Origin of the sequence: Serratia sp. TMDUHS_CL, from assembly GCF_037137105.1 — a bacterium.
GTDB classification, from domain to species: Bacteria; Pseudomonadota; Gammaproteobacteria; order Enterobacterales; family Enterobacteriaceae; genus Serratia; species Serratia nevei.
This window is the reverse complement of the sequence record NZ_JBBBDV010000009.1, coordinates 190,595-216,489: the sequence shown is the minus strand read 5'-3', so window position 1 is coordinate 216,489 and position 25,895 is coordinate 190,595. Positions and strand designations below refer to the sequence as shown.

The 25,895-nt window shown below is 62.3% G+C and carries 22 protein-coding genes; 13 read left to right on the top strand and 9 right to left on the bottom strand.

All coding sequences use genetic code 11. From position 1 onward, the window contains the following. Positions 1-228: 228 nt before the first annotated feature. From WCL58_RS17670 to WCL58_RS17645, 6 genes are read left to right on the top strand one after another with little or no spacing between them, the layout of a single operon-like run. A complete protein-coding gene (locus WCL58_RS17670) occupies positions 229-762 on the top strand; it encodes a fimbrial protein (RefSeq protein WP_015377562.1) in 534 nt (177 codons plus the stop codon). A gap of 59 nt (positions 763-821) precedes the next feature. Continuing rightward, positions 822-1,574: a fimbrial biogenesis chaperone gene (locus WCL58_RS17665; protein ID WP_249105897.1), complete on the top strand. Its 753-nt coding sequence runs from the start codon at positions 822-824 to the stop codon at positions 1,572-1,574. Between the two features lie 20 nt (positions 1,575-1,594). Further along, positions 1,595-4,129, top strand: a complete 2,535-nt coding sequence (locus tag WCL58_RS17660) for a fimbria/pilus outer membrane usher protein (protein WP_336851437.1) — start codon at positions 1,595-1,597, stop codon at positions 4,127-4,129. 28 nt (positions 4,130-4,157) lie between these two features. Then, the gene (locus WCL58_RS17655; RefSeq protein ID WP_336851436.1) at positions 4,158-5,498 is read left to right on the top strand and encodes a fimbrial protein; all 1,341 of its coding nucleotides are present in this window, start codon (positions 4,158-4,160) and stop codon (positions 5,496-5,498) included. Continuing rightward, positions 5,498-6,250, top strand: coding sequence for a fimbrial biogenesis chaperone (locus WCL58_RS17650; protein ID WP_227818413.1), 753 nt, complete (start codon positions 5,498-5,500; stop codon positions 6,248-6,250). Before WCL58_RS17655 ends, WCL58_RS17650 begins: the two co-directional genes overlap by 1 nt. A 44-nt stretch (positions 6,251-6,294) precedes the next feature. Continuing rightward, positions 6,295-7,161 carry a hypothetical protein gene (locus WCL58_RS17645; protein WP_060419394.1) on the top strand — a complete coding sequence of 289 codons (867 nt, stop codon included), beginning with the start codon at positions 6,295-6,297 and terminating at the stop codon, positions 7,159-7,161. Positions 7,162-7,167: 6 nt separating this feature from the next. On the opposite strand, the gene WCL58_RS17640 is transcribed toward WCL58_RS17645, so the two are convergent. The 7 genes from WCL58_RS17640 to ebgR form a co-directional block, all read right to left on the bottom strand. Beyond that, a complete protein-coding gene (locus WCL58_RS17640; RefSeq protein WP_336851435.1) occupies positions 7,168-7,761 on the bottom strand; it encodes an ATP-dependent Clp protease proteolytic subunit in 594 nt (197 codons plus the stop codon). A gap of 45 nt (positions 7,762-7,806) precedes the next feature. Further along, on the bottom strand, positions 7,807-8,136 hold the full coding sequence (locus WCL58_RS17635; RefSeq protein WP_060419398.1) for an SRPBCC family protein: 330 nt from the start codon (positions 8,134-8,136) through the stop codon (positions 7,807-7,809). Continuing rightward, entirely contained in the window at positions 8,133-8,447 is a 315-nt protein-coding gene (locus WCL58_RS17630; RefSeq protein WP_047727753.1) for an ArsR/SmtB family transcription factor, read from the bottom strand. The genes WCL58_RS17635 and WCL58_RS17630 overlap by 4 nt, the downstream gene beginning before the upstream one ends. Before the next feature lie 101 nt (positions 8,448-8,548). After that, positions 8,549-10,051 (bottom strand): amino acid permease, encoded by a 1,503-nt coding sequence (locus tag WCL58_RS17625; protein ID WP_049202532.1) that lies wholly within the window; start codon positions 10,049-10,051, stop codon positions 8,549-8,551. A gap of 58 nt (positions 10,052-10,109) precedes the next feature. Further along, a complete protein-coding gene (locus tag WCL58_RS17620) occupies positions 10,110-10,562 on the bottom strand; it encodes a beta-galactosidase subunit beta (RefSeq protein WP_055312129.1) in 453 nt (150 codons plus the stop codon). After that, positions 10,559-13,648, bottom strand: coding sequence for a beta-galactosidase subunit alpha (gene ebgA / locus WCL58_RS17615; protein WP_336851434.1), 3,090 nt, complete (start codon positions 13,646-13,648; stop codon positions 10,559-10,561). The genes WCL58_RS17620 and ebgA overlap by 4 nt, the downstream gene beginning before the upstream one ends. A gap of 169 nt (positions 13,649-13,817) precedes the next feature. Next, entirely contained in the window at positions 13,818-14,798 is a 981-nt protein-coding gene (gene ebgR, locus WCL58_RS17610; RefSeq protein ID WP_049202529.1) for a transcriptional regulator EbgR, read from the bottom strand. 336 nt (positions 14,799-15,134) lie between these two features. On the opposite strand from ebgR, the gene ygjJ reads away from it, so the two are divergent. After that, positions 15,135-16,205: a protein YgjJ gene (gene ygjJ / locus WCL58_RS17605; protein ID WP_336851433.1), complete on the top strand. Its 1,071-nt coding sequence runs from the start codon at positions 15,135-15,137 to the stop codon at positions 16,203-16,205. A gap of 17 nt (positions 16,206-16,222) precedes the next feature. Beyond that, on the top strand, positions 16,223-18,598 hold the full coding sequence (gene ygjK, locus WCL58_RS17600; RefSeq protein WP_336851432.1) for an alpha-glucosidase: 2,376 nt from the start codon (positions 16,223-16,225) through the stop codon (positions 18,596-18,598). 43 nt (positions 18,599-18,641) lie between these two features. On the opposite strand, the gene WCL58_RS17595 is transcribed toward ygjK, so the two are convergent. Both WCL58_RS17595 and WCL58_RS17590 read right to left on the bottom strand, forming a co-directional pair. Continuing rightward, complete coding sequence (locus tag WCL58_RS17595) at positions 18,642-19,067, bottom strand: universal stress protein (protein WP_015377548.1); 426 nt, start codon at positions 19,065-19,067, stop codon at positions 18,642-18,644. A 147-nt stretch (positions 19,068-19,214) separates the two neighbouring features. Continuing rightward, positions 19,215-19,733: a hypothetical protein gene (locus tag WCL58_RS17590; protein WP_049202527.1), complete on the bottom strand. Its 519-nt coding sequence runs from the start codon at positions 19,731-19,733 to the stop codon at positions 19,215-19,217. 236 nt (positions 19,734-19,969) lie between these two features. Here WCL58_RS17590 and metQ point away from each other — a divergent pair, with 236 nt between their 5' ends. From metQ to lhgO, 5 genes are all read left to right on the top strand, one after another. After that, complete coding sequence (gene metQ, locus WCL58_RS17585) at positions 19,970-20,785, top strand: methionine ABC transporter substrate-binding lipoprotein MetQ (RefSeq protein WP_047727757.1); 816 nt, start codon at positions 19,970-19,972, stop codon at positions 20,783-20,785. A 186-nt stretch (positions 20,786-20,971) separates the two neighbouring features. After that, on the top strand, positions 20,972-22,006 hold the full coding sequence (locus WCL58_RS17580; protein ID WP_049202560.1) for a TAXI family TRAP transporter solute-binding subunit: 1,035 nt from the start codon (positions 20,972-20,974) through the stop codon (positions 22,004-22,006). A 13-nt stretch (positions 22,007-22,019) separates the two neighbouring features. Continuing rightward, positions 22,020-23,975: a TRAP transporter permease gene (locus tag WCL58_RS17575; protein ID WP_336851431.1), complete on the top strand. Its 1,956-nt coding sequence runs from the start codon at positions 22,020-22,022 to the stop codon at positions 23,973-23,975. After that, a complete protein-coding gene (locus tag WCL58_RS17570) occupies positions 23,972-24,691 on the top strand; it encodes a FadR/GntR family transcriptional regulator (RefSeq protein WP_336851430.1) in 720 nt (239 codons plus the stop codon). Before WCL58_RS17575 ends, WCL58_RS17570 begins: the two co-directional genes overlap by 4 nt. Next, positions 24,691-25,887 carry an L-2-hydroxyglutarate oxidase gene (gene lhgO / locus WCL58_RS17565; protein ID WP_336851449.1) on the top strand — a complete coding sequence of 399 codons (1,197 nt, stop codon included), beginning with the start codon at positions 24,691-24,693 and terminating at the stop codon, positions 25,885-25,887. Before WCL58_RS17570 ends, lhgO begins: the two co-directional genes overlap by 1 nt. Positions 25,888-25,895: the final 8 nt, after the last annotated feature.

Below are 25,895 nucleotides of genomic sequence, written 5' to 3'. Positions count from 1 at the left end.
TTGTATGATATAAGCACAAATGAAAAAAAATGTAACAGCAGGCCCTCTCGTCTTATTGCCTTATTCAAAACACCTATAGGGAAAATTCTTAGTTTGTTAGGATGAAAATCCATGTTTGCCGACGCGTTTAAAAAACAATTGCGCAACATGATTAACCCACAACCGCACGTCAGTAATTTATTACTGTCAGGAAAGCTTTTCTCTAAAGTAAATTAAAGGGCATTTCACATGAATGTTAAATTAGTCGCATTATCCATGCTGGCTCTCTCCGGCGCCTGTGCGGCCGCTTCGTCCAATACGGTGCAATTTAAAGGCGAAGTCAGCACGCAAACCTGCTCGGTGAATATTAACGGCAACCAATCCAACCCGGTCGTTCTGCTGCCGACCGTCGCCGCCAGCAAACTCGCCACCAAAGGCGCCACCGCCGGCGACACCACCTTCACCGTCAACGTGACCGGCTGTGCGGCCGCAACCAGCGATACGGCGATCAAAACCGTGCTGGCGGGCAACAACCCAACCACCAACGGCAACCTGGGCAACGCGGGCGATGCGGCCAAAGTGTCCATTCAACTGCTGGACAGCGACGCCACCACGCCGCTGTCGTTCGCCAGCGGTTCGACCGTCACCACGTCGGCGATGACGCTGGCCAAAGACGCCACCTCCACCTCGCAGAACCTGGTGGCCCGCTACTACGCGGAAGACACCGGCGTGGCGGCCGGTTCGGTGATCGCCACCGCACAGTTCGCCATTAGCTACAAATAAGCCGGCGTCAGGCGCCATACCTGTTGATGCCAGCGCCGCCCTTCGCCGGGCGGCGCTGAATGACTCGCTCCCTTTATCGGTTCACGTTTATGCCGCAGATAACCCGCTCCGCCCGCCGATGGGCCGCCCTGTCGCTTTGCCTGATGAGTTTTGCCGCTACCCACGCGTCGGCCAGCGTGACGCTGCTCGGCAACCGCGTGATCTACCCCGCCGAGGCGCGGGAAAAAACGCTGCAGTTCACCAACGACGACGGCACCCCGGCGCTGATGCAGATCTGGCTCGACATCAATAACCCCAAATCCACGCCGGAAAACGCCGATGCGCCCTTTGTCGCCTCGCCGCAAATCTTCCGCATGAATCCGCACAGCGGGCAGATGGTGCGGCTGTCGTTCGTCGGCCAGCCGCTGCCGCGCGATCGCGAATCGCTGTTCTACCTCAACTTCCTGCAGGTGCCCGCCGTGCGCCAGACGGACAGCGACAAGAACAAACTGCTGCTGGTGGTCACCAATCGGCTGAAGGTGTTCTATCGCCCCGCCGGGTTGGCCGGCGACGCCAACCAGGTCATCGATCGGCTCAGCCTGCGCCAGGCCGGTAACGCGCTGCGCGTCGACAACCCGACCGGCTACTACGCCAACGTCAGCCAGGCCGCGATCCTGAGCGGCGCGAAGCGCATCACCATCCCGCAGGCGGATCTGATCCCGCCGTTTTCGCAGGCCAGTTGGCCGGTGAACGGGGAGGTGCGGCAGGTCGCACTGCGCGTCATCAATGACTATGGGGTGGAAATCTCACGCACCCTGAACGTCGCGCGCTGAAACCAGACAGGGAGGTTTTCATGTTCGATGTCCGCAAGGCGACGCCGCTGCCCGCGCGCTGGTGTTGCGCGCTGCTGGCGCTGCCGCTGGGCTGCGCCGCCGCCGACGGCTATACCTTCGATCCCGCGCTGCTGCGCGGCAGCGTGCTGAGCAACAGCGCCCTGAGCCAGTTCAACCAACAGGACGCCGTTGCTCCCGGCAGCTATCAGATCGATCTGTACCTCAACGGCCAGTTTCTCGAGCGCGACCAAATTCGCTTCGTGCGCGCAGGCCAGCAGGTGCTGCCCTGTTTCGATCGGCCGCAGTTGGCGCGCTTCGGGCTGAAAAATCCGCCGGCGGCCGCCGAAGCAGAATGCCTGCTGCCCGGTCGGGATCTCAAGGACATCGCGGTGAACGCCGATATTTCGCGGCTGCGGCTGGATCTGAGCATTCCGCAGGCGCTGTTGAACGGCCAGCCGCGCGGCAGCATCAATCCCGCCAGCCTGGACAGCGGCGAATCGATGGCCTTCGTCAATTACAACCTCAACCAGTACCACGTCAGTTATCGACAGGGGCAAACCCGCGATCTCGACTCGACCTACGCCAACCTGAACGGCGGGTTCAACCTCGGGCTATGGCGCTACCGCCAGCAGTCCAGCTACCGCTACGATCGGGAGTTCGGCGGCCACCTGGATACCAGCCGCCGCTATGTGCAGCGCGCGATCTTGCCCTGGCGCAGCGAAATGCTGTTGGGCGAAGGCTTTACCGACGGGCACTTCTTCTCCGGCTTGGGATTTCGCGGTATTCAGCTCAGTTCGGACGACCGCATGCTGCCGGATTCGCAGCGCGGCTATGCGCCGGTGGTACGCGGCGTGGCGAAAAGCAACGCGCGCGTGACGGTGCTGCAGGGCAAAAGCACGCTGTATGAAACCACCGTCGCGCCGGGGCCGTTCGCCATCAACGATCTGTACGCCACCAACTACGCCGGCGATCTCACCGTGGTGGTGACGGAAGCCGACGGCAGCGTCAGTACCTTCACCGTGCCGTTCGCCGCGGTGCCGGAATCCATCCGCCCCGGCCAGTCGCGCTACTCCGCGATCGTCGGCCGTTCCCGCTACGTCGGCGACAACGATCTGTTCAGCGAAGTGACCTGGCAGCACGGCCTGACCAACGCCCTGACCTTCAACCTCGGCAACCAGCTGGCGGACGGTTATCAGGCGATGATGCTGGGCGGCGTGTACAGCAGCTGGCTGGGCGCCTTCGGCATGGACACCACCTATTCCCACGCCAGCCTGCCGGACGGCGGCGCCTCCGGCTGGATGCTGCACCTCTCTTACAGCCGAACCTTCAGCCCGACGGACACCACCTTATCCATCGCCGGCTACCGCTACTCCACCGAAGGCTTTCGCGATCTCAGCGACGTGCTCGGCGTACGGCGCGCCGCCACCACCGGCCAAAACTGGCAGTCCGACTCCTACCGCCAGCGTTCGCGCTTCGAGGTCGCCGTCAATCAGGGGATGGGGGCGTTCGGCAGCCTGACGATGTCCGGCTCGACTCAGGACTATCGCGATCAGCGCGGCCGCGACAATCAGCTCCAGCTGGGCTGGGGAAAAACCTTCGGCAACGGCGTGGCGCTTAACCTTTCCGTCACCCGCACCCGCAGCCTGGGCTACAGCAACGGCGACTACCGCGGCTACGGGCCGCTGGATAACGTCTACAGCGCGCCGCTGGCGCAGAGCGCGCAGACCGTCACCGCCCTGTCGCTGAGCTTCCCGCTCGGCCGTTCGTCATCCGCCCCCAGCGTCTCGCTGTTGGCCAACCACAGCCAGGGCCAGGGCGGCAACTATCAGGCTGCGCTATCGGGCAGCGTCGGCGACGAACAGCCGGTCAGCTACGGCCTGAACTTCACCACCGATGACGATCGCCAACAAAGCATCTGGGGCGGCAACCTGCAAACCCGTCTGCCTTACGCCAACGTCACCGGCTCGTTCTCCACCGCGCGCCAGTACCGACAAGGCTCCCTGTCGCTGCAGGGGGCGGTGGTGGCGCACCGCGGCGGCGTGACATTAGGGCCGTATGTCGGCGATACCTTCGCCCTGATCGAGGCGCCCGGCGCCAGCGGCGCACGGGTGATGGACGGCCAGGGTGCGCGCGTCGATCGCTTCGGCTACGCCCTGGCACCGTCGCTGGTGCCCTATCACTACAACACCGTCGCGCTGAATCCCGAGGGCATGAACGACAAAGCGGAACTGGAAGACGGCCAGCGGCGCGTCGCTCCTTATGCAGGAGCCACGGTGCGCCTGCACTTCAACACCGTGCGCGGCCAGGCGCTGCTGATCACCGCGCAGCGGCCCGATAACGCACCGATCCCGATGGGCGCCAACGTGTTGGACAACGCGGGCAACAGCGTAGGCATGGTCGGCCAGGCCAATCAGGTGTATCTGCGCAGCGATAAGCGCGCCGGGGAACTGACGCTGAACTGGGGCGACGCCCCCGGCCAGCAGTGCACGCTGCATTACCGCCTGCCCGCCGGGGAAGACGGCCCGATTCAACGGCTCAGCGCCTCGTGCCGCTAGCCCGTTAAACTTATTTTCAGGAGAGACGATGAAACGCATTCTTTACCCGTTCGCCGCCCTGGCGCTGCTCGCCCTGTCGCTGTTCGGCGCGCCCGCCGCGCTGGCGCAATGCACCCGGGTCGCCCCCTGGATCGATTCCGGTTGCGATCCCTGCGGAGTGGGCATGGCGCTGGGCCGGGTCAATTTGACCAGCACTTACCTGCAGCCCGTCGGTACGCCGCTCGGCACCAGCGTGTTCGACTTCACCTCCGGCACGCGCTATCCGGATCCCAACAAGGTGCTGTATGAATGCGACGCCGGCGACGCGGGGCAGATCTATGAAGTCTTCGCCACCAACGGCGACGATCGCGTCGGCGGCTATTACGATCTGGGCGCCCAGGACGGCAACCCCAACTACTACGCCACCTACTTCCCCTACGTCGGCATCCGCCTGACCCATCTGGATTCCGGCAAGGTTTTTACCCGCTACTGGCAGTCGGCGCCGATTACCCGCTATGCCACCGTCGGCAGCAAAATTCAGATCCGGGTGAAAGACTTCAGCGCCATCCGTGCCGATCTGATCCGCATCAGCTCGCTGCCGGGCGCGGGCGCCAGCAACTACTGTGGCTACAGCGCCGGCAACCCGCTGGTGGGCATGGCCTCGACCACCGGCAATTCGAACTATACCTGCACGCAGCCGAACGGCTATGTCACCTTTCAGGGGCCCGGCATCGCCTCGGATCCTATCGGCAGCGACTCCGCCACCAACTACGCCACCTGGGGCACCGGGCGCTGGAACGCGATGGGCATGGGCACCGCACCGATCTCCTCCTTGACCTATACCGCCACCTGCGTGGCGCGCAACGTCACGCCGCTGGTGATCCTGCCGACCATTTCCGTCAGCCAGCTGACCGCCGGGCAAACCTCTCAGGCGCAGTTCACCATCAATATCGAATGCGACAACGCCGCCGTGTCCGGCGTCAGCAGCAACAATACCGCCCTCGGCCTGCAGGTACCGTATGAAAGCTATGTCGCGGCGCAGCAGCTCGGGCTGGTCAGCGCCAACGGCGGCGTGAGCTACCTGCTCTCCAGCGGCTACGGCACCGACAGCAGCGTCGCCACCGGCGTGGGCATCGCACTCGCCAACGCCGGCAACGGCGCGCCGATGAACTTCGTCGGCTGGGCGCGTTGCAGCGCCGGGCAATGCCCGCAGGGCAACGACGCCGGCTGGTACCCGGTGCTCAACGGCGCCAGCGGCGGCGGCAGCACCGCGGCGGGGTTTACCCACTACACCACCCAGCTCACCGCCACGCTTGCCCGGCTGCCCGGGCAAACCGTCACCGCCGGCAAAGTGGACGCCAGGGCCTACGTCTGGGTTAAGGTGCAATAATGATGAGAAAGAAATATCTGACAATGGGATGCGCCCTGCTGCTGGCGCTGGCGGCCATGGGCGCGCAGGCAGGCATCATCGCCTCCGCCACCCGGGTGATTTTCCGCGAGGGTGACACGGAAAAAACCCTGATGTTGCTCAACACCAACGGCTATCCGATCGTGGCGCAAACCTGGGTCGATAACGGCGACGTCAATGCCGCCCCCGAACTGTCGCGCGCGCCGTTTGTCACCCTGCCCAGCGTATTCGCCCTGCCGCCTTCGGCGCTGAAAGGGCTGCGGATCCTGTTTGCCGGCGCAGCCCTGCCCACCGACAGGGAGTCGGTGTTCTGGCTTAACCTGTATGAGATCCCGCCCAGCCAGCCGACCACGCCGCCGCTGGCGTCGCGCGTGACGCTGGCGATGAACACGCAGATGAAAATCTTCTACCGCCCCAAAGCGCTAAAGGGAAACGCCGAAAACGCGGCCGAGGCCGTCTCGTTCTCGCTGCAAAAATCGCCGGGCGGCTATCTGCTGCGCTGCCACAACCGGTCGGCGTTTTATCTCTCCTTCGCCCGCATAAGCGTACACATAGGAAAACGTGATTACCCGGTGCGACAAGAAAGCGACATGATGACCGCGCCGTTCAGCATGCGAGATTATCACCTCGACGGCGTTGCGGCGCCGACACTCCCTTCACAGATCACCGTTCAGGCCACCCTCATCAACGACCAGGGCCAACAGATCGTCAAGTCATACACAGCAAACCCATAACGATAAAAAGCAGCACATTTTTTAAGTACAGGAAATAGGGAAAAATGAGTCTAAGCAGATTCCAGCTACAGTTTCACCTGGAGAAACAGGCCAACAACATCAGGCAGTCACCGGGATTTCACGCCGCCATCGTCAAACACGGGGAGTTGTTGAAAGAGACCTACAAGAAGCATCCGCTGTTTTACAAAATCATCTTCAGGAACAGCCGGTTCATCATTTGTTCCACCATCCTGTCCATTTACTACCACCAGCCCGCCGCCGGGCTGAAAGACATCAAAGCCTTTTTTAAAGGAAAGAACATGATCAGCGAGAACTCCCTGGACTCCTTTCTGTTCTTTTTGCGGGTCGGCCGCCGGCTGGAGGTCAAACCCTGCGAACATGACAAACGCCAGTTGCGCTATAAGCCTACGCCGCACGCGCTGGCGGAAACCCAGGCGCTGATCGCCTCCATGGCGCGGCCCTATCAGGCGCTGGCGCCACAGATGCCCATCGCGGCGCTGCTGGCGGCGCCCGACTTTCTGCCCACCTTTTTCGCCGCCTACGGGCAGCTGATGCTCAAGGAGATCTACCTGATCGATCTGGTGCCGCAATCCGGACTGTTTATCAGCAAGGACGCCGGCCACATGGTGCTACTGATGCTGCATATCGAAAGCATCCGGCAGGACTCCCCCTTTCTGCTGCTCTCCTCGGCGAAAATCGCCAAGTCGTGCTCCGTCTCACGCGCGCACGTAAACCGCATCCTGCAGGCGGCGGAAAAATCGGGCCTGCTGACCACCACCAATAACGTAGTGATCGAACTCAACAGCTCGTTCTTTATCATGGCAGAGCGCTATTTCAGCCTCTATTTCGCGATGGTCGAATTCGGGCTTGAACGGGTTTGGCACACGCCGCAGGCCGCCGAGCCTCGCTGAGCCGTTTTACCGCTCCCGCAGCACCTTATCGATCAGCCCCCAGGCCGCCGCTTCGTCGGCGGTCATGAAGCGATCGCGATCCAACGCCTGCTCTACCGCTTCATCACTCAGGCCGCAATGTTGGGCGTACAGCCGGATCACCCGGTCTTTGGTGCGCTTCATCTCTTCGGCGTGGATCAAGATGTCGGAGGCCTGCCCCTGAAAGCCGCCCAGCGGCTGGTGCACGTGCAGGCTGGCGTTGGGCAGCGCCATGCGGTGCCCCGGCTCGCCGGTCATCAGCAGGAACGAGCCCATCGAACGCGCGGTGCCCATGCACAGGGTATGCACCGGCGCGCGCAGGTACTGCATGGTGTCGTAAATCGCCAACCCGCTGGTGATCGCCCCACCCGGCGAGTTGATGTACAGATGGATCGGTTTTTCCGGGTTTTCCGCCTCCAGAAACAGCAGCTGGGCGCACAGCATTTCAGCCACGTCGTCGTTGACTTCACCGTTGAGGAACACGATCCGATCGCGCAGCAGGCGCGAATAAATATCAAAGGAGCGTTCTCCCCGGCTGGTCTGTTCCACCACCATCGGGACGAGCATCATCTTCTCACGCATCGGTGAACTCCTGGGTTGGCAACAAAGGGAAGTGTGTTTAGCGCGTCAGGCGGCGCGCATCACCGTCGTCGGGCCGTCGTTGGCGGCGTCGAGCTGGTGAATAATCCGCAGCAGGCTGCCACCGCCGGCATCCGGCACAATCTGCAGCGTCACCACGCTTTCGCGGAACGGCGGTTGGTCGTCGCGCAGGCGGTAGCTCACCGCCTCGCCCGGCGTGGTGGCCAGCGGCTCGGCCTGCGCCAGGTCGCCCGTCGGCAGCCACTGCTCGCGCAGCTCGGGAATGCTGAGCGCCCGCCACACTTTTTCCGGCGGCGCATCGAGCGAATATTCCAACACCAGCCGATCGTGCGGCGGTGGCTCAGCCCGTTTGTTCATTGATCCATGTCCTTCAGCAAGGTTTGCAGCGCGTCGATGCGCGCCGGCCACCAGGCGCGATACTTCGCCAGCCACTGGGCGATCTGCGCCAGCCCGTCCGGGTCGACCTGATAATTGACGCAGCGCCCCTGCTTCGCCTCGCGCACCAGCCCGGCATTGCGCAGCACCGCCAGATGTTGCGACATCGCCGACTGGCTGATGGGCAGCCCTTCGCGCAGCGCGCTGGCGTTCATGCTGCCGGCGGCGAGTTTGTCGAAGATGGTGCGGCGGGTCGGATCGGCCAACGCCTTGAAGATGTCATTTTCGTTCATATAAAGACATTAGTATTCACTTATGTATTATGCAAACGCAGACGTGGATTTTTTACACAAGCGAGACTCCGCGCCTGAGCGCGGAGCCGATAGAGGAGAGATTACAGCGGCTTATTGCAAGCGGGCGTGGTCAGCGCGGGTTGCCCGGCCGGCGCCCCTTCCTGCGCTTCCAGCGCGAGGCGCGCCAGCGGCATGTCTTCGTGGTAGCGCGCCTCGGCGTTCAGGGTCTTCGAGTAGCGGTTGTACTTCCACCAGGCGTATCCCAGGAACACCACCAACCCGCCGACGTTATAGAACACGATGGTCATGATGCTGGCGCCGGTCGGGAACGTCGAAGCGAAGAAACCGACGGTGAAGATGGCGATCAGCACGCTGACGATGGCGATGCCCTGCAGGCGCGAGCCCATTTTGAAATCGCGCGCCACCCGGTCGTACTTCAGCCGCAGATTCAGGTAGGCCAGCATGATGAACAGCGGCGGCAACATCGAGGCGGCGGCGGTCATGTTGATCAGCGTGTTCATCAAATCCTGCACGCTGCTGGAACCCAACGTCGGGATCAGCATCAGCGGGATGACGATGAAGAACTGGATCCAGGCCGCGCGCGTCGGCACGCCGTGCCGGTTCAGGCGAATGGTTTTCTCGCCGAAAATGCCCTTCGGGATTTCGGTGAAGAAAATCTTCACCGGCGCCGCCGTCCACATCAACAGCGAACCGAACATGGCGGTGAAGGAAACAATGCCGACAAAGCGGTTCATCAGCACCGTCGGCAGGCCGAAGTGTGCCGACAGGCCTTCGAACACCTGAACCGTGCCGCCGGTAAAGTGCAGATCGGTGCGGTGCACGAATACGTTAATCAGCAGCGAAGACACCGAATACAGCACGCCGATGAACAGCCCGGAAACGATGATCACCTTCACGAAGGCGCGGCTGCCGCCTTTCACATCGTTCACGTACACTGCCACGGACTCCGCCCCGCCCGCCGCCTGGAAGATCCAGGCGGTAATGCCGAGGAACGCCCAGTTGAAGTTCGGGGTCATCGCCTGCACGTTGATCGGGTCGGCCGGCTCGATGCCGCCCAGCACCGCCGCGCCCGCCAGAACGATGTAGGAAAACGTCAGCAGCAGCATCAGCGACGAGGTCACCGAGGTCATCGGCCCCAGCAGTTTTGCGCCGCTGTTGGAAATGTAGGTCGAGAAGGCGAACAGGAAGATGCTGATGATCGCCGTGGTCAGCGGGGTAAACACATAGTCATAGCCCAGGAACGCGTAAGAAGCGTAGGCAATGACGCGCGGCAGCAGCGCGGTAAAAAAGAACAGGTTTACGAACCAATAGGTGTAGGCGGTGATAAACGCCCAGCGCCCGCCGAGCGCGCTTTTCACCCAGGCATAAACGCCGGCCTCGGAGTTGCGGTTGAGCGAGACGAACTCGGCGATGATCAGACAAAAGGGAATGAAGTAAATGATCGTCGCCACCAGGAACACCGGCGACGAGGCGATGCCGAGCTGAATATTGTTGTTGATCACGTTGTTGAAACTGAACACTGCCGCAAACGTCATCGACAGCAGGCCAAACTTGCCGATGGTGTTTCTGTTCGACGCAGCCATAGAGATTCTCCGAATGGTGTAGGGGACTTCGGTTTGTTGTTATCGATCGGCGAGCGCGCTATTTATTGACGAAATAGCTGTCTTCCACCGTCACTTTTAAAATGACTTTTTTTACCTTGCCGCTTTCTGCGAAGCGGTGAGCCTGGTGGTTTTCGAAGATCACCACGTTGCCTTTGCCGACCCGGCGCCTCTCGCCTTCGCCGCTGAAAAACTCGCGGTCGGTTTCGTCCTGATAGGGCGCCACCGTCGTCAGCGCCCGTTTGTCGGCAACCTCGACGGTCTCTTCCCCGTCGAGGTAATAGTGCACGTCGAAGTAACGGCGGTTGCCCTCCAGCCAGCCGTGCTGGCGGCCGGCGCCGACGCTCAGCCGATACGTCAGCGAGTCGCCGATCGAATGGCACACGTTTGGGCTGATGCGCTCGACATTGGCGATCGCTTCCATGCAACGCAGCCACTTCTTGCCGCTGTGATAAATGCGCTGGAACTCCGCCAGGGATTCGAGAATGATCATGCGTTTTCCTCCGCAGACTGCGGGTGATGATGAGCGGGCGCGAAGTCATAACCGGCGAGCGCGGCACCCTGCGTTTGCCGCCCGTCGAACGGCACCAGTGTGAAGCCGTAGCTGAACGGCGCCAGATAGACCCGGTGGGTATCCAGCACTTCGGAGCCCCAGGAGTTGGAGCCGAGGCCGAGGATCTGGTCGTCCAGGTTCAGCGTCAGGCAGTCGCTCGGTTCCAGCTCGTTGATGTGTTGGGCCTGGTGCAGCATCTCGGCGCTGTAAGGCCACAGGCTGAAGTTGATCGGCCGCCGCGGTTGGATGAAGATCCCCTTGCCCGCCGCGTCCTGCAGGCTCAGCCAGCGCACGTCCTGCCGGTTGCCGTTGTCCTGCGGGAACGGATAGTGTTCGAACAGCGCCTCGGCGCGCTGCCGGTAGTGGCCGATGAGGTTGGCTCGGCAGCTGTCGCGGTAGTTCTCGCCCGGCCCGCGGCCGTAGTATTCCACCTGCACGAAGCGGCGACTGATGCCGAAATCGAGACCGATTTTCGGGATAATCTGCCGGAAATCGCCGTAAGGCTCACCGGACAGATCCAGGCTGACCCCGCCCTGCGGGGAGATGCGCCAGCGGTAGGTGCAGCGCATGCCGAAGTCGAACACCGGCGGCGCAATCAGGCTGTGCACCTCGAGCAGCAGATCTTCGCCCTGCCATTGCCGGCTGAGGCGGCGGAAGTGCTGCTGCATGATGGGGAAATGTTGCGGCAGCCAAATCCCCTCATATTCCTGTTTATGGTTATCGATCACCGGTTTGAAGAAGGTGATGCGCGGCGCGCGCCCCACCATTTCTTCATCGTCTACCCGCCACGACAGCAGTTCGCCGCTCAGCAGCGAGAACGCCAGCTGGAACCGGCCGCCGCTGACGAGCAGCTGATGATTCTCCTCGCGGCATTGCAGCGCCGGCGCATCGGCCAACGGTGGAGCCGGTCGCCGCGTCGCCGCCTGGCGCAGATGCTGATAATGCCCCAGCCGCTGGCCGCTCTCGCTGTAGCGGGTGGCGCTGTCCTTATGCACCGCCACGTCGATCAGCGTTTCCCCCTGCCCCAGCGCCAACACCGGCAGATGCATGTCTTCGCTCTCGCCCGGCTGCAGATGCGGCAGCTTGAATTCGTAACTTGCCACCTGGCGGCCGTCGGTCTTGACGCTGACCTTCAGCGTGATGTCCGCCAGCGAGCTGAACCAATAGCGGTTTTTCACCCGCAGCACGTCACCCGCCCCCTCTTCCGCCGTCACCTCCACCGGGCACAGCACCTGCTGGTATTCACGCAGGCCGGGGCCGGGGCGCTGGTCCGGATAGATCAGGCCGTCCATGCAGAAGTTGTAGTTGTTCGGGTAGTCGCCGTAATCGCCGCCGTACTGGTAGCGCTCGCGCCCCTGCGCGTCGTGCCTCAGCAGCCCGTGATCGCACCACTCCCAGATGTAGTGCCCCTGCAAACTGGCGTGACGGTTGAACACCGACTGGTATTCGAACAGCCCGCCGGGACCATTGCCCATCGCGTGGGCGTATTCGCACAGGATGCGCGGTTTGGGGTGCGGGTATTCGCCGAAGGCGTTCATCATCGCCACGCGGGAATACATGGTGCTGATCACGTCGGTCACTTCGGCGTCACGATCTTCTTCATAGTGGATCAGACGAGTCGGATCGAGCGCCTTGCAGCGCCGGGCCATGGCGCGAATGTTGCAGCCGTAGCCGGACTCGTTGCCCAGCGACCAGATGATGATCGACGGGTGGTTTTTCTGCGCCGCCACGTGGCGCTCGATGCGCTCGACGTAGGCCTGCTCCCAGCGCGGATCGTCGGTGATGCGGCTCAGATCGCCGACGTTGGCGAAGCCGTGGCTTTCCAGATCGGTCTCCGCCATCACGAACAGGCCGTAGAGATCGCACAGCTCGTAAAAGCGCGGATCGTTGGGGTAATGGGCGGTGCGCACCGAGTTGATGTTGTGCTGCTTCATCAGCACGATGTCGCGCTCCACCCGCGCCATATCGACGGCGCGCCCTTTGCGGTGATCGTGATCGTGGCGGTTGACGCCGTGCAACTTGAGGTAGCGCCCGTTGACGTACATCAGCCCGTCGCGCACCGCGATCTCGCGGAAACCCACCCGCTGCGGCACCACGCCCAGCAGGTTGCCGGCGCCGTCATACAGGCTGAGCAACAGCTGATACAGGTAGGGATTTTCCGCATTCCACTGCTGCGGGCGGCTGACCGGCAGTTCGAAACGGCAGCTCAGCGCCTGCTCGATGCGCAGATCGTCGCGCCACTGCTCCGCCACGCAGCGATCGCCGTCGAACAGCTGCGCCTGCAGGCGGCAGCCCTCGGCGGCCTGCACACCGAGATGGCGCAGCTCGGCATCGATCGCCAACTGCGCGTCGCAATAGCGCTCATCAAAGGTGGTGACCAGTGTCAGGTCGTGAAGGTGAGTGGCGCTCTGGCCGATCAGATAGACATCGCGGAAGATGCCGGCCATCCACCACATGTCCTGATCTTCGATGTAGGTGGAATCGGCCCACTGCATCACCCGCACCGACAGCAGGTTCTCGCCCTGCCGCACATAGGGGCTGATGTCGAACTCGGCGCACAGCCGGCTGCCCTTGCTGAAGCCGACATAGTCGCCGTTAACGTACACCTCGAAGTAGGTTTCCACGCCGTCGAATTTGATCAGCACCTGCTGATCTTGCCAGCCGGCGTCGAGCGTAAAGGGGCGCTGATAGGCGCCGGTGGGGTTGTTGGTCGGCACGTAAGGCACGTCGATCGGGAACGGGAAGCCCTCGTCGGTGTACTGCAGGTGGCCGTGCCCTTCCAGCTGCCACATGCCCGGCACCGCCATATCGCCCCAGTCGTTCATCGGCTCCCGGTAAAACGCCGCCGGCACCTGCGCCGGGTGCTCGAAGAAGCGAAAACGCCAGCGGCCGCTCAGCAGCTGGAAGCGCCGGCTGGCGTTGCGATCGAAGCTCAGCGCCTGCCCGGCGTCCGCGTAGCTGAAGAAGCTCGCGCGCGGCGCCAACCGGTGCTCCGACTGTTTTTCAATGTTTTCCCAATTATTCACGTCACGTCTCCCGACACCTGTGCAATGCGGAAACGATAGTAAATATTTAGTAAAAACTACAGTTGATATTTACCAAATGACGACAGGATCACAATAAATCTCAAATGCCTTTTTTTATCATGACGTTAATTTTGGGCGCCAACGCAACGCCCCGCCGAAGCGGGGCCGGTCAGGCGACGGTGGTGTCGCGCAGCTGCAGCGAGCTGGGAACGAAGATCGACAGCGGGACGGCGCGCTCATCGCGCAGCCGCTCCGCCAGCAGGTTGACGGCCTGTGCGCCCATGGTCTCCGAAGGGATGCGCACCGTGGACAAGGCGGGGAAAATAAAGCGGGCGGTGGGAATGTCGTTGACGCTGATCAGCGCGATCTGCCCCGGCACCTGAATGCCGTGTTCGTGCAGCGCACGCAGCACGCCGATCGCGATCGAATCGGTCGCCACCAGCAGCGCCGGCGGATAGCCATTCTTGCTCTGCAACATCGCTTTGGCGCACTGGTAGCCCGACTGGCTGCTGAAATCACCGTGGTAAATGTCCTGCGCTCGCACCACGTTTTGCTGCCGGCCATACTCGACGAATGCCTGCTCGCGCTGGTCGATGCCGGCCGGATCGTCGCGCCCGCCGATAAAGCCGATGCGCTGATAGCCGCGGCCGATGAAGTAGTCGATCACCTTGCGGCTGATCTTGTACAGGTCGACATTGACGCAGTCGAACCGCTCATCCTCCACCACGCCGTCGATGAATACGACCGGCGTTTCCTGCTGCCTGAGCTGCTCATACAGCGCGGGCTGTGGCCGGCCGATCACCAGCAGGCCGTCGGCGGCCGGCAGCGCCTTGTCGCCGTTGAAGTCATATCCGGCGCTCAGCGCCACGCCCAGCTTTTCGCACTGCGTTTCGATGCCGTAGCGCATCGCCAGGTAATAGGGATCGTTGATCTCCACGCCCTGCGTATAGGTGAACAGCGCGGCGAAATGCAGGCGTTGCCCGCTTTGCCGTTTGGAAGGTGCAACCTTGTATTCGAGGCGCTCCGCCGCTTCCAGGATCTTCTGGCGGGTTTGCGCCTTCACGCTCAGGGTGGGGTCGTCATTCAACACGCGTGAAACGGTGGCGACGGACACATTAGCGGCTTCAGCAATTTCCTTCAGTGTGGCCATAGAGTCCCAATGCACAGACGAAAAACGGTAGCTTAATCGGATAGCGCCACGGCGTACAGCGCCGCCCGCCTCCTCTCCTTCCCAGACCGGGCCAGCGCACGCTCATGCCAGCCGTTGCTGGGCGCCTGCAGCGAAAGATACCCATTTCGCCCGCTGTGATCAAGTTAACGATTTACTGATTTAAGCGTATTTTTTACTAAATATTTTACTAATATACCTGCCGTTTACTGCCCCATGAGGGCGGACTTTTTCTCTTCTCCCAGGGATCCGGGAGCGACCTCGCGTGAGCCGCCGCTCGGCTGACGTTCCGATCCATCCAACACCAGGCTATGCCCCATGAAATCACTAAGCCATCACGCCCTGTTGCCCTTGTTGCTGCTCGTTAATGCGCCCGCCTGGGCGGCGCAGGAACCGGTGACCCCGGCGGAGCGCAATCAGCTCCCGCCACCGCCGCTTCCCGATAGCACCGCGACCGCCCTGCGTTTTTACGGCGAGCTCGGCATCGGCGGCAGCGTCTATTTGAACGGCGAACATCAGCATCAATACAGCGACGGCACCTATATCGAAGGTGGCCTGGAGATCAAGCGGGGACACTGGTTCGGCCTGATTTACGGCGAAGGCTGGACCGTGCAGGCGGACAGCCAGGGCCACGCCTGGACGCCGGACCACAGCTGGGGCGGCTTCGAGGGTGGATTGAACCGCTTTTACGGCGGTTATCGCACCGACGACGGCACCGAGATGATGCTCAGCGTGCGCAACGATTCGTCGCTCGACGATTTGCAGTGGTGGGGCGACTTCACGCCGGAGTACGGCTACGTGATCCCCAACACCCGCGATCTCAGCTACGCCGCCAAGCTGCAAAAACTGACCGGGCGCTTTCGCTACAGCGTGACGGCTGCCCCGGAAAGCCGCACCGACGAGAGCAAGGCACTGCTGCACTTCGGTAAATACGACCGCTATTCCGACAAGTATACCTACCGGGCGATGGCCAACGGCTACACCCAGTACGACCTGCAGGAGAATCTGACGCTGCTGACCGGCCTGGAAGTGACCGACGGGCTGGGGCAGCTGTTTCTGCTGGGGCTGCGCGGTAAGCACCTGGCCGGCCGCATCTGGCACCACACCGGCAAAGGCGACAGCGGCGGCCATCCCGGCAGCGAATCGGGCCTGATGCTCAGCGCGATGACGGAAACCGCCAAAGGGCTGTATCTCTCCAGCGCCTACAGCTACGCCCGTCACCGGTTTGATAACGCGGCGGACACCGCCACCTCATACGCCCAGTTTGGCGTCTGGTACGAATACGCCGGCGGCAGACTGGCCACCGCGTTGGACAGCAAATTCTTCATGCGCAACGACAGCACCGGTGCCAGCAACTCGGTGTTTCTGATGCAATATTTCTATTGGTAACCGTTGAGGCTCCTACGATGAACATGACTCCCCTGACACCGCTGGCCACTGCCCTCACCCTCGCGTTGGCGCTAACGGGCTGTGCGCCGAAAACGCCCGACGCCGACGCCCCGTTGGCCGAGCGCTATAAAAACGTCATCGACCGCCGCGGCGCGCCGCACTTTATGCTCGATTACGATTTCGACGATCACCAGCGCTTCAATCCGTTCTTCGATCTCGGCGCCTGGCACGGCCACCTGTTGCCGAGCGGGCCGGAAGGCATGGGCGGTTTCCCCGGCCCGGCGCTGCTGACCGAAGAGTACATCAACTTTATGGCCAACAATTTCGATCGGCTCAGCGTCTATCGAGACGGTAAACCGGTGCATTTCACCATGACGGCCTACAGCCTGCCCGGCGCCCTGGTGCAGCGGCTCAGCGCGCCGGGCGTGACCGTCAACCTGACGCTGCGCTTCGCCGCCGCGCGCACCTCGCTGCTGGAAACCCAAATCCTGACCGACACGCCGCTGGAGCTGGTGTGGGACGGTGAATTGCTGGAGCGCTACGCGGCCAAAGAGCAAAAACCGCAGCCGCCGGCGACCCTCGAGCAGGCGTTTCCGGACTACACGCGCCGCATTGTGCCGACCGCTGACGGCCTGCGCGTCACCTTCGGCAAGGTGCGCGCACCGTCGCAGTTGATGACCTCGGGCCAGTCCGAGTATCAGATCCACAAATCACTGCCGCAGCGCACCACGGTCGACGGCCACCGCTTCCGCGCCACGGCGCGCATCGCCGGTTCCACCACCCTGTACACCACCTACTCGCACCTGCTCACCGCCGAAGAGGCACAGCGCGAACAGCGCGCTATCGCCGATATCCTCGCTCACCCGCAGCGCTATATGGCCGCGTCGGCCCAGCGCTGGGAACGCTATCTCGCCACAGGGCTCAGCAACCCGCACGCCACGCCGGAACAAACCCGCGTGGCGGTCAAAGCGATGGAAACGCTGAACGGCAACTGGCGCGGCGCAGCCGGGGCGATGAAGTTCGACTCGGTCACCCCGTCGGTGACCGGGCGCTGGTTCTCCGGCAACCAAACCTGGCCGTGGGACACCTGGAAACAGGCCTACGCCATGGCGCACTTCAACCCGGACGTGGCCAAGGACAACATTCGCGCAGTGTTCGCCTTCCAGATCCGACCGGGCGACGCCCTGCGCCCGTGGGACGCCGGTTTTCTGCCCGACCTTATCGCCTACAACCCCAGCCCGGAGCGCGGCGGCGACGGCGGCAACTGGAACGAGCGCAACACCAAGCCGAGCCTGGCGGCCTGGGCGGTGATGGAGGTGTATCGCGTCACCGGCGATAAGGACTGGCTGGCGGAGATGTACCCGAAGCTGGTGGCCTACCATGACTGGTGGCTGCGCAACCGCGATCACAACGGCAACGGCGTGCCGGAGTACGGCGCCACCCGCGACAAAGCGCACAATACCCCCGACGGGCGCATGTTGTTCACCGTCAAACGCGGGCAGCGCGAGCAAACGCTGGCCGGCCTCGACAATTACGATCGCATCGTGCGCGAGGGGCTGTACGACAGCATCGAGATCCCGGCGCAGACCGCCGCCTCCTGGGAGTCGGGCCGCGACGACGCGGCGATATTCGGCTTTATCGATCCGGATCAATTGGCGCGCTACGTGGCGCAGGGCGGCAAACGCGAAGACTGGCAGGTAAAATTCGCCGAAAACCGCGCGCCGGACGGTACGCTGCTCGGCTACTCGCTGCTGCAGGAGTCGGTGGATCAGGCCAGCTATATGTACAGCGACAACCGCTATCTGGCGGAGATGGCCGATATTCTGGGCCGCGGTGCCGAGGCCGCTGCCTTCCGCGCCAAAGCCGACCGGCTGGCGGCCTACATCAACACCTGCATGTTCGACAAGCAGAGCGGTTTCTTCTATGACATCCGCATCGAAAGCCAGCCGTTGGCCAACGGCTGCGCCGGCAAACCGATCGTCGAACGCGGCAAAGGGCCGGAAGGCTGGTCGCCGCTGTTCAACGGCGCCGCCAGCCAACCGCACGCCGATGCGGTGGTCAGGGTGATGAAGGATCCGCGCGAGTTCAATACCTACGTGCCGCTCGGCACCGCGGCGCTGACCAATCCGGCGTTCGGCGCGGACATCTACTGGCGCGGCCGCGTGTGGGTCGATCAGCTGTATTTCGGCCTCAAGGGCATGGAGCGCTACGGCTATCGCGACGATGCGGTGGCGATGGCGCAGGCCTTCTTCCGCCACGCCGACGGCCTGGTCGCCGACGGGCCGATCCGCGAGAACTACAACCCGCTCACCGGCAAGCAGCAAGGCGCGCCGAACTTCTCCTGGAGCGCGGCGCACCTGTACATGCTATATAACGACTTCTTCACGCAATAAGCCGCAGCGGCCACCGCCATCGTTGCCCGGCGGTGGCCCGCGTTTATGAGCGGATCGGGATCACCAGCACGTCGATATTCAGCTGGTTGATGGCATTGCGGGTGGAAGAAAACAGGTTGCTCCACAGATCGTGGTGATGGCCGAACACCAGCAGATCGATGTTCTTATCCACGACTGCCGTACGCAGTTCGTCGACGAAGCCGCCGCGCCCGATAATCACCTCCGCGATCGGGTAATTGACGTTTTGCGTGGTGGGCTCCAGCTCTTTGCGGATCTTCTCTTCGAACGGCACGCCGTCATAGCTGCGCTCCGAAAAGCCGATCGCCGCGTGGTAGGTGTCGTAGTGAACGTCCACATAGATCAGCGAGAGTTTGGCCTGCAGCGCCTCCGCCAGCAGCGCCCCCTTTTCGACCAGCCGTTTGCCGTCATCGCTCAGATCGGTGGCGATGACAATATGGTGGTAACACATAGCGCCTCCTGTCATGGACTCGGTAGAGCCGAGGCTCCGATATCACGCCGGGGTCATATCGTTATGGTTAATTTTAGTTCAGAAATGGCGCGTATGACGGGTGGCGACGCGGAGGGAAAGCCCCGTTGCCGGGGCTGAAGGCAAAAATTACTTCTCGCGCTGCGCCTCAAACCAGACGTTGCACAGCGACAGGATCAGCGTGTTGGCGTCTTTCACCAGCACGTTATCGCCGGGCACCCCATCGGTGCCCTGATCGGTGATACCTTTGATGGCGGTATCCGCGTGCTGAATGGCCACGCGTTCGACCGACGGCGTGCTGATGCCCAGCATCGGGAAATCGATGTAGGAGCTGCTGCCGGAATTGTCCTCGACAAACTCCTGCGCTTCTACGGTGCTGACGGTGGCCCCTTCGCTTTTCAGCGCCGTGCCGTTCCAGCTGAACGCATCCGCTTTGTAGCTGATTTTGCCGCCGATCAGGCTCTGCGCCTGCTGTTGATCCCAGCAGCCGGTGGTCTGGGTCGGCACAATTTTACTGACGCGCCAGTTGCCCAGCAGCTGTTTGGGGATCGGCCCGGTATCGCTCTCCGCCGCCCGAACCTGAGTCGCCGAGACGCAGGCCAACACCACCAGCGGCAGCAGCGCCTTGCTCCAAGTGTTCAATCGCATTGTCTTTTCCTTCGTTTCAGTACCCAGTCTGCCCTCACGGGCCAACGGCTATCATAATAAGCCCGCCGATTCGCCGTCAAAACAATCCGCACCGCGCCAGGCGGCGGCCGCTCATAGCTAATCGCTATGAGTCATAGTGAATCAGTATTTTGTTTTAGCCCAGCGATTACCTACAGTCACTGCCACTATTCTGCCTGCCAAAATTAGCAGGCAATGTTGACAAGGACCCTGGGAAAATGACATTTACGCTGAAAAACCTCACCCTGGCGCTGGCCGCCGCCGGCACGCTGCTGCTGACCGCCTGTGGCCCGACGGCACAGGACGATCACCACATCAAGGTCGGCATCAGCGCCGGTATCGATCAGTCGCTGTGGGCGGTGGTACAAAAGGTCGCCAAGCAGAAATACGATCTGGACGTGGAGGTGGTGACCTTCAACGACTACGTGCTGCCGAACGAAGCGCTGAACAACGGCGATCTGGACGTCAACGCCTTCCAGCACAAGCCGTATCTGGACAAGCAGATGCAGGAGCGCGGCTACAAGCTGGCGGCAGTGGGCAACACCTTCGTCTACCCGATCGCCGGCTATTCGAAGAAGATAACCGCACTCAGCCAACTGCCGGACGGCGCGCAGGTGGCGGTGCCGAACGATCCGACCAACCTGGGCCGCTCGCTGCTGCTGTTGCAAAAACAGGGGCTGATCACCCTGAAAGAGGGCGTCGGCCTGCTGCCGACCGCGCTGGACATCGTCGGCAACCCGAAAAAGCTGAAGATCGTCGAGATTGAAGCGCCGCAGCTGCCGCGCGCGCTGGACGATCAGAAAGTGACGCTGGCGATCATCAACACCAACTATTCCAGCCAGATCGGCCTGTCGCCGGCCAAGGACGGGCTGTTTGTCGAAGACAAAAACTCCCCGTACGTCAACATCTTCGCCAGCCGCATCGACAACAAAGACAGCGAGAAAGTGAAAGATCTGGTCAAGGCCTATCAGACCGACGAAGTGGCGGCCAGCGCCGCCGACATCTACAAGGGCGACGCCGTCAAAGGCTGGTAACCCTCCCCCGCATGCCCGTGGCGCCCGGCCACGGGTTTTTCATTTCCGCCCTCTGCTGCACCGTTCAATTTTCGCCCACTTAGATCACAAATCAAGCACTGCGCTTTAGGTGAATAAAGCTGCCATGTTGTATACAAGTTTGCGTAAATGTTTTCTATTTGTTTCAAAAAACCGCTGGGGAAAATAATGAAAAATAGAAAAATCAAAACGTTGCTTGTTACCTGCGCCGTGGTCGGTGCCGCGTTGTTGGCCATCGCCGGCAAAGCGGAAAACGCCGATAAAACCTTCCTCTCCGTCGCCACCGCCTCCACCGGCGGTACCTACTACCCGATGGGCGTCGGGCTGGCCAACGTCTGGAGCAACCGGCTGAAGCACCAGGGAATTCAGGTCACCGGCCAATCCTCCGCCGGCTCGATCGAGAATATCGACCTGCTGCAAAAAGACGAGGCGCAGTTGGCGATTTTGCAAAGCCTGATCGCCGTCGAAGCCTATCAGGGCGTGCGTAACTTCGACGGCCGCGCCTACGGCGATCTGCGCTCCATCTCCATGCTGTGGCCCAACGTCGAACACTTCGTGATGCTGGAAAGCCGGGTGAAAGACGGCACGCTGAACGATATCGCCGGCACGCGCTTTTCCGTCGGGCCGCAGGCCAGCGGCACCGAACAGTCGACGATGATCATCCTGCAGGGCGTCAACCTGACCAAGAAGTCGCTGTCGGCGGAATACCTCGGCTACGGCGACACGGTTTCCGCGATGCGCGACGGGCGCCTGGACGGCGGCGCCCTGCCCGCCGGGGTGCCGGCCGCCGCCGTCACCGATATGTATGCCAGCGGCGTGCCGGCACGCATCCTGGAAGTCACCGACGAACAGCTGGCCAGCATCAACGCCATCGCCAACTCCTGGTTCCGTTTCGACATCAAGGCGGAGACCTACCCGCGCCAGCCCAAGGCGGTCGCCACCATCGCACAGCCCAATATTCTGGTGGCCCTCAGCCGGCTCGATGAAAAGTTGGTGTACGACCTGACCAAAACGATGTTCGAGAACCTGCCGGAAGTGCACCAGGTACACAGCTCGGCCAAATACATCTCGCTGGAAAATGCGCTGAAAGGCGTTTCGGTGCCGCTGCACCTCGGCGCCTATCGCTACTACCGCGAAGCCGGCGTCGAGATACCCGATTATCTGATCCCGCCGGAAGCCGCCGCGCTGGCCGCCAACCCTTAATCCAGGAGGACGTATGAGCACTCACTCTTCTTCACCGCAGCCCGCCGTCGATCTGGACAAGGAAGCCGGCGCCGGCAACCGGCCGCTGAGCGGCGTTTATTTGCAGCTGGCAACCGTCCTGGCGATCGCCATCTCCGCCTATGCCATCTACGCCAACGCGCTGTCCAACACGCAGGAGTTCTACCGCAACACCACTTTCCTGAGCGGCATTCTGATCCTGGGCTTTATCCTGTTCCCCTTCTCGGCCCGGTACGCCACTCGCAGCTTCAACCGCTGGGACTATCTGTTCATCATTCTGACGCTGGTCAGTTACGGCTATTTCTATGTTAACTACGTCGATCTGCACGTGGTGCGCAAGAGCATCCCCAACACCACCGATTATGTGATGGCGGCGATCGGTATCGGCGTGCTGTTCGAAGCCGCGCGGCGCACCACCGGCTATTTCATCCCCGGCCTGGCGAGCTTCGCCATTCTCTATGCGCTGTTCGGGCAGTACTTCATGGGCATCTTCGGCCACGGGGGCTTCTCGGTAGAACGCCTGCTGTATCGGCTGTTCATGACCGGCGAGGGGATTTTCGGCATCACCCTGTCCACCGCCTCCACGGCCATCGTGGTGTTTATTCTGTTCGGCGCCTTTCTCAGCGTCAGCGGCGCGACCGCGCTGTTCAACGATCTGGCGCTGGCCGCCGCCGGACGCCGCCGCGGCGGCCCGGCCCAGGTGGCGGTGATCTCGTCGGCACTGACCGGCTCGTTGAGCGGCAGCGCGGTGGCCAATGTCGCCACCACCGGCACCTTCACCATTCCGCTGATGAAAAGCATCGGGTTGTCGTCCCGCTTCGCCGGCGCCGTGGAAGCCACCGCTTCCACCGGCGGCATGATCATGCCCCCCATCATGGGTGCGGCGGCGTTTATCATGGCCGGTTTCCTCGGCATCTCGTACACCACCATCGTCATCGCCGCCATCGTGCCGGCGCTGCTCTATTACGCCGCGCTGATCATGGCAATCGATCTGGAAGCCAAGAAACAGGGCCTGAAAGGCATCAACAAGGAGAACATCCCTCAGGTGCGCGCGGTGCTGAAGGCGCGCGGGCTGCTGCTGCTGCCGCTCGTCATCGTTATCGGCACGCTGCTGCTGGGCAAAACACCGATCTATGCCGGCTTCCTCGGCATCATTGCCATCATCGTCGCCAGCTGGCTCACCCCCGACAGTTCGGTGCGCATGACGCCGAAAAAAATCGCGCTGGCCTTGAATGACGCGGCGCGCGGCTCGATCCAGGTCACCATCGCCTGCGCCGCCATCGGCGTGATCATCTGCGTGGTGACCATGACCGGCATCGGCTCCACGCTGGCGTTCAACATCGTCGCCATGACCGACAACACCCTGTGGATGATCCTGCTGGTGGTGATGCTGGTGTGCATCGTGCTCAGCATGGGGCTACCCTCGACCGCGCTCTACATCGTGGTCGCGGTGACCGTGTCGCCGATCCTGATCAAAGCCGGCGTGCTGCCGCTGGCGGCGCATTTCTTCGTGTTCTGGTTCGGCGCGTTGTCCAACATCACGCCGCCGGTGGCGCTGGCCAGCTACACCGCCGCCAGCATCGCCCGCGCCGATCCGATGCAAACCTCGTGGGACGCGGTGCGCCTGGCGCTGCCGGGCTTTATCATCCCGTTCATTCTGGTCTACAACCCGATGCTGTTGATGCAGGGTGACGATCTCAACCCGCTGTCGGTGCTGCATATGGTGATCAGCGCGCTGGTGGGGATCTACGCCCTGTCGATCGCCAGCGCCAATTTCTGGCTGATGAAGACCCACTGGCTGGAGCGGGTGCTGTTTACCGCGGCGGCGATTTTACTGATCAAACCGGGCCTGATGACCGATCTGGGCGGTGCGGCCCTGATCGCCGCCGCCGCCGCCATGCACCTGCTGCGCTATAAACAGCGCGCCGCGCTGCCGGGAGACGCGTCATGATCCGCAAGGTCACGCGCCAGAAAGCCTCTCATCAGGTGCTGGCGCAGCTGAAAGCCGGTATCAACGACGGCACCTTTCCGGTCGGCGAGAAGCTACCGTCGGAAAACGTGTTGGCGGACGCGTTCGGCGTCAGCCGGGTGCCGGTGCGCGAGGCGCTCGGCGTGCTGGAGGTCAGCGGCATCATCTCCTCACGCCAGGGCGGCGGCCACCGGGTGGAACAGCATTCGCTGCTGAGCAAATACGAACCGCTGGTGATGAAGGTAGCCGACCGCCGCGAGGTGGAAGCGCTGCTGGAAATGCGCGAGGTCATGGAGCAGCAGGCGGCGCGCATGGCCGCCGAGCGCCGTACCGAACAGGAATTGCAGGCGATCGAACAGGCGCACCTCGCCTTTCGTCACTGTACGCTGAACGACGGCCAGATCGGCTATCGGCAGGACTACCTGTTCCACCGCGCCATCATGCAGGCTTCGCATAACCCCTTTTTCGTGCAGATCCTCGATAACATGCACGAGCTGTATCTGGGGGTGCTGGTGTACTCGCTCAGCAAAAACCTAGGGCGGCAGGCCGAGCGCCAGCGGGTGATCGACGAACATGAGCGGGTGTTTATCGCCATTCGCGACAGCGATGCGGCGGCGGCCACCGCCGCCATGCAAAGCCATCTGAACAACGTACGCGGCAAATTACGCCGCCTGGAAAACGAGGAGCAAGAGCCGTGATGTACGACGCGATCGTTATCGGTGCCGGCCTGGTGGGGCTCGGCGTGGTGAATGCGCTGCAGGAAGAGGATCCGCAGCGGCGCATTCTGATCCTGGAAAAAGAACGCGGCCCGGCGGCGCACCAAAGCGGCCACAACAGCAACGTGGTGCATTCCGGCATTTACTACACGCCCGGCAGCCTGAAAGCGCAGTTGGCAAAACAGGGCAACCGCAGCATGTTCGCCTTCTGCCGCGAACACGACCTGTATCACGACCAATGCGGCAAGGTGATTGTCGCCACCCAGCTAAACGAACTGGATCGGCTGGAGAACATCTATCAGCGCGGGCTGCAAAACGGCCTGCAGGTCACCCGGCTGTCACAGGCGCAGCTGCGGGAGCGCGAACCGCACGTCAATGGCCTTGAAGCGCTGCTGGTGCCCGACGCCGGCATCGTCAACTACGCGGAGGTGGCCGCCAAGCTGGCGGAGATCATTGTGCGGCGCGGCGGCGAGATCGCCTACGGCCATCAGGTTGAGGCCATCCGCGAGCACGCCGGCGGCGTCACCGTCACCGTCACCGCCGCCGGCGACACCTTCGAGGGACGGCTGCTGATCAACTGCGCGGGGCTGTTCAGCGATCGCATCGCCAAACTGACCGGTTACGAAACCGGCATGAAGATCGTGCCGTTCCGCGGTGAATACTATGTGTTGGACGACGCGAAAAACCACCTGGTCAACCATCTGATCTACCCGGTGCCCAACCCGGATTTCCCTTTCCTCGGCGTGCACTTTACCCGCATGTATAACGGCAAACGCGACGTCGGCCCCAATGCGGTGTTGGCCTTCAAACGCGAAGGCTACCGCAAATGCGACTTCAGCCTGCGCGATCTGAGCGAGGTGCTCGGCTATCGCGGCTTTTGGAAAATCGCCGGCAACTACCTCGGCGAAGGACTGGCGGAAATGCGCCGTTCGCTGTCGCGCCGCCGCTTTGCCGAGAACGCCCGTCGGCTGATCCCGGCGCTGCAGGAGCAGGATATCCGGCCCGGCCCGGCCGGCGTGCGCGCTCAGGCGCTGACCGCCGACGGCAAGCTGGTGGACGACTTCCATTTCGTGCAGGGTAAACGCTCGCTGCACGTGTGCAATGCCCCTTCTCCGGCGGCGACTGCCTCGCTGGAGATCGGCCGCGAGATCGTGCGCCGCCACCTGTCCGCTTTCTGACGCCCGCT

Coding starts and splice junctions, on each gene's coding strand:
- WCL58_RS17635 (WP_060419398.1), bottom strand. CDS start 8,136: ATGAACAAACGGGCTGAGCCACCGCCGCACGATCGGCTGGTGTTGGAA.
- lhgO (WP_336851449.1), top strand. CDS start 24,691: ATGTACGACGCGATCGTTATCGGTGCCGGCCTGGTGGGGCTCGGCGTG.
- WCL58_RS17640 (WP_336851435.1), bottom strand. CDS start 7,761: ATGCGTGAGAAGATGATGCTCGTCCCGATGGTGGTGGAACAGACCAGC.
- WCL58_RS17580 (WP_049202560.1), top strand. CDS start 20,972: ATGAAAAATAGAAAAATCAAAACGTTGCTTGTTACCTGCGCCGTGGTC.
- WCL58_RS17570 (WP_336851430.1), top strand. CDS start 23,972: ATGATCCGCAAGGTCACGCGCCAGAAAGCCTCTCATCAGGTGCTGGCG.
- WCL58_RS17575 (WP_336851431.1), top strand. CDS start 22,020: ATGAGCACTCACTCTTCTTCACCGCAGCCCGCCGTCGATCTGGACAAG.
- WCL58_RS17590 (WP_049202527.1), bottom strand. CDS start 19,733: ATGCGATTGAACACTTGGAGCAAGGCGCTGCTGCCGCTGGTGGTGTTG.
- WCL58_RS17620 (WP_055312129.1), bottom strand. CDS start 10,562: ATGATCATTCTCGAATCCCTGGCGGAGTTCCAGCGCATTTATCACAGC.
- WCL58_RS17650 (WP_227818413.1), top strand. CDS start 5,498: ATGATGAGAAAGAAATATCTGACAATGGGATGCGCCCTGCTGCTGGCG.
- WCL58_RS17665 (WP_249105897.1), top strand. CDS start 822: ATGACTCGCTCCCTTTATCGGTTCACGTTTATGCCGCAGATAACCCGC.
- metQ (WP_047727757.1), top strand. CDS start 19,970: ATGACATTTACGCTGAAAAACCTCACCCTGGCGCTGGCCGCCGCCGGC.
- WCL58_RS17655 (WP_336851436.1), top strand. CDS start 4,158: ATGAAACGCATTCTTTACCCGTTCGCCGCCCTGGCGCTGCTCGCCCTG.
- ygjK (WP_336851432.1), top strand. CDS start 16,223: ATGAACATGACTCCCCTGACACCGCTGGCCACTGCCCTCACCCTCGCG.
- WCL58_RS17595 (WP_015377548.1), bottom strand. CDS start 19,067: ATGTGTTACCACCATATTGTCATCGCCACCGATCTGAGCGATGACGGC.
- WCL58_RS17630 (WP_047727753.1), bottom strand. CDS start 8,447: ATGAACGAAAATGACATCTTCAAGGCGTTGGCCGATCCGACCCGCCGC.
- WCL58_RS17645 (WP_060419394.1), top strand. CDS start 6,295: ATGAGTCTAAGCAGATTCCAGCTACAGTTTCACCTGGAGAAACAGGCC.
- ebgR (WP_049202529.1), bottom strand. CDS start 14,798: ATGGCCACACTGAAGGAAATTGCTGAAGCCGCTAATGTGTCCGTCGCC.
- ygjJ (WP_336851433.1), top strand. CDS start 15,135: ATGAAATCACTAAGCCATCACGCCCTGTTGCCCTTGTTGCTGCTCGTT.
- WCL58_RS17670 (WP_015377562.1), top strand. CDS start 229: ATGAATGTTAAATTAGTCGCATTATCCATGCTGGCTCTCTCCGGCGCC.
- WCL58_RS17660 (WP_336851437.1), top strand. CDS start 1,595: ATGTTCGATGTCCGCAAGGCGACGCCGCTGCCCGCGCGCTGGTGTTGC.
- WCL58_RS17625 (WP_049202532.1), bottom strand. CDS start 10,051: ATGGCTGCGTCGAACAGAAACACCATCGGCAAGTTTGGCCTGCTGTCG.